This is a genomic window from Streptomyces botrytidirepellens (assembly GCF_003721215.1).
Classification (GTDB): Bacteria; Actinomycetota; Actinomycetes; order Streptomycetales; family Streptomycetaceae; genus Streptomyces; species Streptomyces himastatinicus.
Map to the genome: position 1 here is coordinate 1 of NZ_RIBZ01000596.1, position 4,001 is coordinate 4,001.

Below are 4,001 nucleotides of genomic sequence, written 5' to 3' on the forward strand. Positions count from 1 at the left end.
TGGCCGCGGGACGCCGGGTGTCGGACGCGGGGCGCGGGTCACGTCGGTCGTCTGCCGCGGGGCGCCGGTCTGCCGCGGGGCGCCGGGCGCGCCGGGGCCGCTCCCGCTCCTCGCCGTGGTCGCGTCCGTCCCGTTCCTCACGGACCACGGCTCACACCTCCAGGCCTCCGCCGGGCGGGCCGCCCGCCATCAGCCGGCGGACCAGTTCGTCCTCCTGCCGGGCCGCCTCCTCCTCGCTCAGCTCCCCCGACTCCCGCTGCTCCGCGACCTCTTCCAGGCGCTGCTGGATCACCTTGGGGTCGTACAGCTGCCGGTGGGCCTCGTCGTGGAGCCGCTCGGCGATCCAGCCGAGGCCGCGCACCGGGGCCAGCGGCCAGGTGACCAGTCCGGTGAACAGTCCCATGGCTATTCGCCCTCCTTGGCCGGGTTCATCGCGTCGGCCACGAAGTCGTACGGGGCCAGGGGCCCGAGCAGACGGATCCGGACCCGGCCGTTCCAGTGCTTGGCCAGTTCCTCGGCGGCCTGCTCGAACGCCGTCCGCCGTTCGTCCTCGACCAGGAAGGAGGCGTTCACCAGCCCCTCGGCGGAGGACGGTTCCGTGCTCACCGAGGCGAGCGCGTGCGGGCCCAGCCTGCGGTCCACTTCCAGCGCGTCCACGGCCCGTTTGGCGGCGATGGCGTCCATGACCAGCTGTCCCAGCTGGATGCGCTGGTCGTACCCGGCCTCCTCCGGCAGCCCCTGGAGCTCCTCGCGGAGCCGTACGGCCTCGGGCTGCTCGGTCAGCACCTCGCGCAGCACCGCGTCCTGCACATAGCGGGCGCGCAGGGTGAACTGGGAGCGGCCGCGCAGCCGGTCGAGGGCGCGCGCGAAGTCGTCGTGCCCCTCGCTGAGCAGTTCATCGGTCACCGCGGTGGTGTCGCGCACCACCGTGCCGAACCGGAACGGCAGCACCGGGGAGGACCTGGCCGCCAGGGAGTCCAGCACCCGGGCGTGGGCGCGCAGATCCTCGGGGGTGCCCAGCGGCTTGTCGACGGGCACCTCGCTGACCACGGCGGCCTGGCCGCCGTGGCGCACCAGGGTCACCGCGGCGTCCGGATCGCCGACGGCGCCCAGGTCCCTGACGGCGTCGTCGCTCCGGTCTTCGGTTACGACCCCGTATACGTAGCAGGCACGTCCCTCTTCGGCCATCACCGCTCGCGCTCCCTGCTCGAACTCCGCCGGTGCCGGGGCCGGTCACCGGATTCCCGGCGTCGTGCTTCTTCCCGCTCCCCCGCCTCGTCCTCGGCCTCGGCGTACTCCTCGGACTTGTCGGACTGGTCGCCCTGGAGCAGGTCCGAGACGGTGTCCTTGACGCCTTCCAGGGCGCCCTTGGTCTTCTTCCGCCCGCCGCTCTCCTGGATCTCGTCCATGAGACCGGGCAGCCCCTTGGTCTCGGTGCCGCTGCGGGCGAGGTCGAGGCGGTTCGTCGCCTCGGCGAACCGCAGATAGGTGTCGACGCTGGCGACGACGACGCGGGCGTCGATGGTCAGGATCTCGATGCCCACCAGGGAGACCCGGACGTACACGTCGATGACCAGGCCCTTGTCCAGGATCAGGTCGACCACGTCGACCAGGGCACTCGAACTGGCCCGGTCCAGATACTGACTCTGCTGGCTTGCTACGGTCACCACGCTCACCTGCTCCGGGGACAGGACCCGTCAGCGCCGCGAAGGCTGCGCCGGCTCCTCGTCCTCCTCGTACTCCTCCTCGTACTCGTCCTCGGACGGCTCGCCCTCTTCGGGCTCCTCTTCGGCCTCTTCCTCGTCGTGTTCGGACTCCGCCTCGCGGTCCTCCTCCTCCACGACCTCGCCGTCGCGAATCTCCCCGCGCCAGCCCTCGATCTCGTCGGGGTTCAGCAGCACCTCGGCCATCAGATGGCGACGGAAGTGCTTCAGCTCCAGGCGCACCCGGCGGCCCTGGGCGCGCCAGATGTTCCCGGTCCGTTCGAAGAAACCCTGGGGGTAGTACTGGAGGACGATCATGATCCGGGTCAGCTCGGGGGCCAACTCATGGAAGGTGATCGCGCCGTTGACGTGACCCTTCTCGGCACGCGACTTCCACACGATCCGCTTCTCGGGAATCTGCTCGATGATCTCGGCGCGCCACTTGCGGTGCGACCAGAAGACCTGGGCCTTCCACTCCATCTCGGTGTCGGACTCCTGCTGGACGTCCTCCACCTTCTTCATGAATGTGGGGAAGTCCTCGAACTGGGTCCACAGGTCGTAGGTGAGGTCGATCGGGGCGCCGACGTCGATCTGCTCGACGATGTTGGTGACCTTGAGCTTCTTGTCCTTGTCGCCGTCCTTGCCACCGTCCTTGCCGCCTCCGAGACCCGGGATGGCTTCCTTGGCCTTGTCCACGGTCTGCTCCTTGAGCTGGGTCAGTCCGGCCTTGATCAGCGGCTTCACCGGGAGGCTGAGCCCGGAGCCGCCGCCGTCGGCGAGATTGGTCACCGAGGTCAGGGCCTTCTCGCCGAGTGCGGTGATCAGGTTCTGCGCTTCCTTCATCAGCCGCTCGGTGGGCAGCTCCTTGGCGAGCGTGCCGAGCCCGCCCGTGTGCTGGTCCGGTCCCTCAGCCATCACCGATCACCCTTGTCGCCCTTGTCGCCTTTGCTGCTCCTGCCGCTCCGGGCCTCGCCGCTCCGGCCGCCCTCGGCCGCGGCCCGCTTCCGGGGCCGGTCCGTACGGTCGCCCGACGGCCGCGCCCGGTCGCCCCGGGCAGTCCCGCCGCGCGACGACTCACTACGCGACTCACCGCGGGACTCACCACGGGACCGCTCGCCGCTCCCGCGCCGCTCGTGCTCCTCGTCGTCCGCCTTGTGCCCGTCCGGACCGTGCCCGTTCGGACGCAGCGACGAGGCGCGCTGCTCCAGCCGGTCGCTCAGCGCGTCCATGCGGTGACTGGCCGCCGACAGCGCCGCCGACCGTCCCGCGGACACCAGCTGGCCGCGCAGCCGCCCGATTTCGGAGGACGCCAGCTCCTGCATGCCGCCCGGGAGGTGCCCGGACGCGAGGCGTCGACCCGCCGCCATCCCGGCGAGGGTCAGCGCCAAGCCCACCTTGTGACCACGCCCGAAGAGGTAGCCGCCGGTGAACGCCAGCGCCGTCTCACTGCTCTTCATGATCGCTCCTCCTCCCGCCGTCCAAGCGAGATACCCATATGGGCTCATTTTCCAATTATGGTGCATTTCGCCCATTCAGCCATCAGGGGCTGCGCGATCTCTTGACGTGGGCTAAGGGCCCGAGAACACTCCTGACTACGTAGTCATGACTACGTAGTCAGACGCCCGAGAAGGGAGAACGCACATGCGCAGGAGCCGCGGGCCGGGGATGAACGAGGTCGCCCGGGCCGCCGGGGTCTCCCAGAAGACCGTCTCCCGGGTGGTCAACGGCGAGCCCTACGTCAGCGCGGAGGTCCGCGACCGGGTGCTGCGGGTCATCCGCGAACTCGACTACCGCCCCAACACCGCCGCCCGTGCCCTGATCCGCGGCACCTACCACCGGATCGGCGTCGTCTCCCTGGGCAGCGCGCTGTCCGGGCCCGCCTCGGTCCTGATGGCCCTCGAACAGGCGACGCGCCGCACCGGCTACTCCTTCGCCCTCGCCAGCACCCTGGAGAATCCCGGCGGCGGCTATGCCGCGGCCGTGGAATCCCTGCTGGAGCAGGGCGTGGACGGCATCATCCTGTCCGATCCCATCGACGACGGCGCCCCCTCGTCCCTCACCACCGACGTGCCCGTGGTCAGCCTCAACGTGGTCGGGAAGGAGGGCGTGGCGGCGGCCAGGGCGGGCACCGAATATCTGCTCTCCCTCGGCCACCGCACGGTCTGGCACATCCCCGGCCCGCAGAACTGGTGGTCCGCCCGGGACCGGCTGCGCGGCTGGCGGGAGGCGCTGGCGGCGGCCGGGGCCCCCGAGCCACCGCTGCCCGACGCGGGCGACTGGTCGCCCGCCGCCGGGCAC

The 4,001-nt window shown here is 70.9% G+C and carries 6 protein-coding genes; 1 reads left to right on the plus strand and 5 read right to left on the minus strand.

Going from position 1 to position 4,001, the window contains the following annotated elements; translation table 11 throughout:
* Positions 1-151: 151 nt before the first annotated feature.
* From EEJ42_RS33395 to EEJ42_RS33415, 5 genes are read right to left on the minus strand one after another with little or no spacing between them, the layout of a single operon-like run.
* Positions 152-403: a gas vesicle protein GvpG gene (locus tag EEJ42_RS33395; protein WP_123105765.1), complete on the minus strand. Its 252-nt coding sequence runs from the start codon at positions 401-403 to the stop codon at positions 152-154.
* Positions 404-405: 2 nt separating this feature from the next.
* Entirely contained in the window at positions 406-1,188 is a 783-nt protein-coding gene (locus tag EEJ42_RS33400; protein ID WP_123105767.1) for a GvpL/GvpF family gas vesicle protein, read from the minus strand.
* Complete coding sequence (gene gvpJ / locus EEJ42_RS33405) at positions 1,188-1,670, minus strand: gas vesicle protein GvpJ (RefSeq protein ID WP_425473003.1); 483 nt, start codon at positions 1,668-1,670, stop codon at positions 1,188-1,190. Before gvpJ ends, EEJ42_RS33400 begins: the two co-directional genes overlap by 1 nt.
* A 27-nt stretch (positions 1,671-1,697) precedes the next feature.
* The gene (locus EEJ42_RS33410; protein ID WP_246097551.1) at positions 1,698-2,618 is read right to left on the minus strand and encodes an SRPBCC family protein; all 921 of its coding nucleotides are present in this window, start codon (positions 2,616-2,618) and stop codon (positions 1,698-1,700) included.
* A complete protein-coding gene (locus tag EEJ42_RS33415; protein ID WP_123105771.1) occupies positions 2,618-3,160 on the minus strand; it encodes a hypothetical protein in 543 nt (180 codons plus the stop codon). Before EEJ42_RS33415 ends, EEJ42_RS33410 begins: the two co-directional genes overlap by 1 nt.
* A 184-nt stretch (positions 3,161-3,344) precedes the next feature.
* Here EEJ42_RS33415 and EEJ42_RS33420 point away from each other — a divergent pair.
* On the plus strand, positions 3,345-4,001 hold a 657-nt coding region (locus tag EEJ42_RS33420; RefSeq protein ID WP_148082115.1), incomplete at its 3' end, for a LacI family DNA-binding transcriptional regulator.